This is a genomic window from Amycolatopsis keratiniphila subsp. keratiniphila (assembly GCF_001620365.2).
Taxonomy (GTDB): domain Bacteria; phylum Actinomycetota; class Actinomycetes; order Mycobacteriales; family Pseudonocardiaceae; genus Amycolatopsis; species Amycolatopsis keratiniphila.
Genome location: NZ_LQMT02000052.1, coordinates 2,843 through 6,351, shown reverse-complemented (window position 1 = coordinate 6,351; position 3,509 = coordinate 2,843). Strand labels below are relative to the sequence as shown.

At 67.8% G+C, this 3,509-nt stretch carries 4 protein-coding genes and 1 pseudogene; all 5 read left to right on the top strand.

The window, feature by feature from the left end; all coding sequences use genetic code 11:
* On the top strand, positions 1–508 hold a 508-nt coding region (locus tag AVR91_RS41125), incomplete at its 5' end, for an SDR family oxidoreductase (RefSeq protein ID WP_228709481.1).
* Positions 509–511: 3 nt separating this feature from the next.
* Positions 512–964 (top strand): MaoC family dehydratase, encoded by a 453-nt coding sequence (locus AVR91_RS41120; protein ID WP_063276180.1) that lies wholly within the window; start codon positions 512–514, stop codon positions 962–964.
* A gap of 91 nt (positions 965–1,055) precedes the next feature.
* Positions 1,056–2,081 (top strand): phosphotransferase family protein, encoded by a 1,026-nt coding sequence (locus AVR91_RS41115; protein ID WP_063276181.1) that lies wholly within the window; start codon positions 1,056–1,058, stop codon positions 2,079–2,081.
* A 2-nt stretch (positions 2,082–2,083) separates the two neighbouring features.
* Positions 2,084–3,307 carry an acyl-CoA dehydrogenase family protein gene (locus tag AVR91_RS41110; RefSeq protein WP_063276182.1) on the top strand — a complete coding sequence of 408 codons (1,224 nt, stop codon included), beginning with the start codon at positions 2,084–2,086 and terminating at the stop codon, positions 3,305–3,307.
* Positions 3,304–3,509, top strand: a pseudogene (locus AVR91_RS41105) (acyl-CoA dehydrogenase family protein); the annotation flags it as partial. The gene AVR91_RS41110 and the pseudogene AVR91_RS41105, both read left to right, overlap by 4 nt.

The following is a 3,509-nucleotide window of genomic DNA, read 5'->3' as shown; positions in this document are numbered from 1 at the left end:
CGTGCTGATCAACAACGCCGGTATCACCCGCGACAACCTGCTGTTCAAGATGACCGAACAGGACTGGGACTCGGTGCTGGGCGTGCACCTCAAGGGCTCGTTCCTGATGACCCGCGAGGTGCAGAAGTACCAGACGCAGGAGAAGTGGGGCCGTATCGTCAACCTGTCCAGCACCTCGGCGCTGGGCAACCGCGGCCAGGTCAACTACTCCGCCGCCAAGGCAGGCATGCAGGGCTTCACCAAGACCCTCGCGATCGAACTGGGCAAGTTCAACGTCACCGCGAACGCCATCGCCCCCGGCTTCATCGCCACCGACATGACCGCGGCGACCGCCGAGCGGCTCGGCATGTCGTTCGAGGACTTCAAGGCGGCGGCCGCGTCGCAGATCCCGGTGCAGCGCGTCGGCACCCCCGACGACATCGCCAACCTGGCGTCGTTCCTGGTGAGCGACGGCGCCGGATTCATCTCCGGCCAGGTCATCTACGTCGCCGGCGGACCGAAGGACTGAGCCATGCGCGAATTCGCCTCCCTGCAGGAGTTCGAGAACGCCGTCGGCGAGCACTTCGGCTACAGCGACTGGCTGACGCTCACCCAGGACCGGGTGAACCTGTTCGCCGACGCCACCGACGACCACCAGTGGATCCACGTCGACGTCGAGAAGGCCGCCGAAGGCCCGTTCGGGGCACCCATCGCCCACGGCTTCCTGACGTTGTCGCTCATTTCGGGCTTCGTCGGCAAGCTCTACCGGGTCGACGGGCTCAAGATGGGCATCAACTACGGCCTGAACAAGGTCCGGTTCCCCCAGCCGGTCAAGGTCGGCGCGAAGATCCGGGCGGGTGCCGAGCTGGTCGAGGTCACCGACGTCGCCGGCGGCAAGCAGGCCGTCGTGCGGTGGACGATCGAGATCGACGGCGAGCCCAAACCGGCGTGCGTCGCGGAAATGGTCGTCCGCCTGATCGCCTGAGAGCGTGACCTCCGGCACCTCGCCGGACCAGCCCTACCCGACATACCGACTGGTCGGTACTGTAACCGGAAAGCGAGACGCTGGAGGCACCATGAACCAGTCCGACCTGCCGGGCCTCGACCTGGCCAGGCTCAAGGCCCACCTGGACGAGCACCGGCCGGGGCTCGTCCAGGGCGACCTGAGCGGCCAGGTCGTGGAAGGGGGCCGGTCGAACCTCACCTACATCGTGGGTGACGGCCGGTCCCGCTGGGTGGTCCGCCGCCCGCCGCTGGGCCACGTCCTGCCGACCGCGCACGACATGGGCCGCGAGTTCCGGGTGATCTCCGGCCTGCACGGCACGCCCGTCCCGGTGCCGGAAACCGTGCTGCTGTGTGAGGACACCGACGTCATCGGCTCGCGGTTCTACGTGATGGAGTTCGTGGAGGGCACGCCCTTCCGTTCGGACACCGAGCTGGCCGCGCTGGGACCCGCCCGCACCAAGGCGATCGCGGACGAGCTGGTGGACACCCTGGTCGCCCTGCACGCCGTCGAGCCGGAATCGGTGGGGCTGGGCGATTTCGGCCGGCCCGAGGGCTTCCTCGAACGTCAGCTGCGGCGCTGGAAGAAGCAGCTCGACGGCAACCGCAGCCGCGACCTGCCGGGCGTCGACGAACTGCACGACCGGCTCGCCTCGTCGGTGCCGGAATCGGGGAAGCCGTCGATCGTCCACGGCGACTACCGGCTGGACAACGTGCTGGTGAACGGCGACGACCGGATCACCGCGGTGCTGGATTGGGAGATGTCCACCCTCGGCGACCCGCTGACCGACCTCGCACTGCTGGTGGCCTACGCGGAACGCGACAAGGTCTCCCTGCAGTTCGTGTCCAACGCCAGTTCGGCGCCGGGCTACCCGAGCAACGACGAGGTCATCGCGCGGTACGCCGAGCGCTCCGGCCGCGATGTCTCCCGGCTCAACTGGTACGTGGGCTTCGCGTTCTTCAAGCTCGCGGTGATCCTGGAAGGCATCCACCTCCGCTACAGCAAGGGGCAGACCGTCGGCGCCGGGTTCGACGGCATCGGCTCGGGCGTCGTCCCGTTGATCGCGCACGGCAATGAGACTCTCAAGGAAGAGGGATAGAGATGGACTTCGCCTTCGACGCGAAAACCGAGGAACTGCGGGGAAAGCTCCTCGAGTTCATGGATTCGCACATCTACCCGGCCGAGGCCGTCTTCGAGCGGCAGCTGGCCGAGCGCGACAACGAGTGGTCGCAGCCGCCGATCGTCGAAGAACTCAAGGCCGAGGCCCGTAAACGCGGGCTGTGGAACTTCTTCCTCCCCGGTGACCACGGCGCGGGCCTGACGAACCTGCAGTACGCGCCGCTGGCCGAGATCACCGGCCGCAGCCTCCGGCTCGCGCCGACCGCGGTGAACTGCGCGGCGCCGGACACCGGGAACATGGAAGTGCTCACCATGTTCGGCACCGACCAGCAGAAGAAGCAGTGGCTGCAACCGTTGCTGGACGGCGAGATCCGGTCCGCGTTCGCGATGACCGAACCCGACGTCGCCTCTTCCGACGCGCGCAACATCGCCACCAGCATCCGGCGTGACGGCGACGAGTACGTCATCAACGGCCGCAAGTGGTACATCTCGGGCGCGATGAACCCGAACTGCAAGATCTTCATCGTGATGGGCAAGACCGATCCGGACGCGCCCGCGCACAAGCAGCAGAGCATGATCCTGGTCCCCCGCGACACTCCCGGCATGACCGTGAAACGCGGTATGCACGTGTTCGGCTACACCGACGGGGACCACGGTGGCCACGCCGAAGTGCTCTTCGAGGACGTCCGTGTGCCGGCGGAGAACCTCATCGCCGGCGAGGGCGACGGGTTCGCCATCGCGCAGGCACGGCTCGGGCCGGGGCGGATCCACCACTGCATGCGCGCCATCGGCATGGCCGAACGCGCGCTGGAACTGATGTGCCGCCGGGCGCTCTCGCGCGAGACCTTCGGCAAGCCGATCGCCGAACAGGGCGTGGTGCAGGACTGGATCGCCGAAGCACGGGTGAAGATCGAGCAGCAGCGGCTGCTGGTGCTCAAGACCGCCTGGCTGATGGACACCGTCGGCAACCAGGGCGCGCACACCGAGATCCAGGCGATCAAGATCTCCACCCCGATCACCGTCGAGTGGATCCTCGACAAGGCCGTGCAGCTGTTCGGCGCGGGCGGGGTCAGCCAGGACTTCCCGGTCGCCGAGATGTGGGCGCAAGTGCGGACGCTGCGCCTGGCCGACGGGCCGGACGAGGTGCACAAGCGCTCGCTGGCGCACCGTGAGCTGAAGAAGTACCGCGTGGAGGCATCGAAGTGACCACTGTGGACGATCTCAAACGGCGCGTGGCCGAGCTGCTGGCCGCGTATCCGCCGGAAAGCACGCCGCGCCAGGACTTCCTCGACGCGCGGTTCGACGCCGGGCTGGCCTGGATCCACTTCCCCGAAGGCCTTGGCGGGCTGAACGCGCCCCGTTCCCTGCAGTCCGTTGTCGACAAGGAGCTCGCCGCGGCGGGCGCGCC

Bases quoted from the DNA above. Each gene is read 5' to 3' on its own strand.
- AVR91_RS41120 (WP_063276180.1), top strand. From the start codon at position 512: ATGCGCGAATTCGCCTCCCTGCAGGAGTTCGAGAACGCCGTCGGCGAG.
- AVR91_RS41115 (WP_063276181.1), top strand. From the start codon at position 1,056: ATGAACCAGTCCGACCTGCCGGGCCTCGACCTGGCCAGGCTCAAGGCC.
- AVR91_RS41110 (WP_063276182.1), top strand. From the start codon at position 2,084: ATGGACTTCGCCTTCGACGCGAAAACCGAGGAACTGCGGGGAAAGCTC.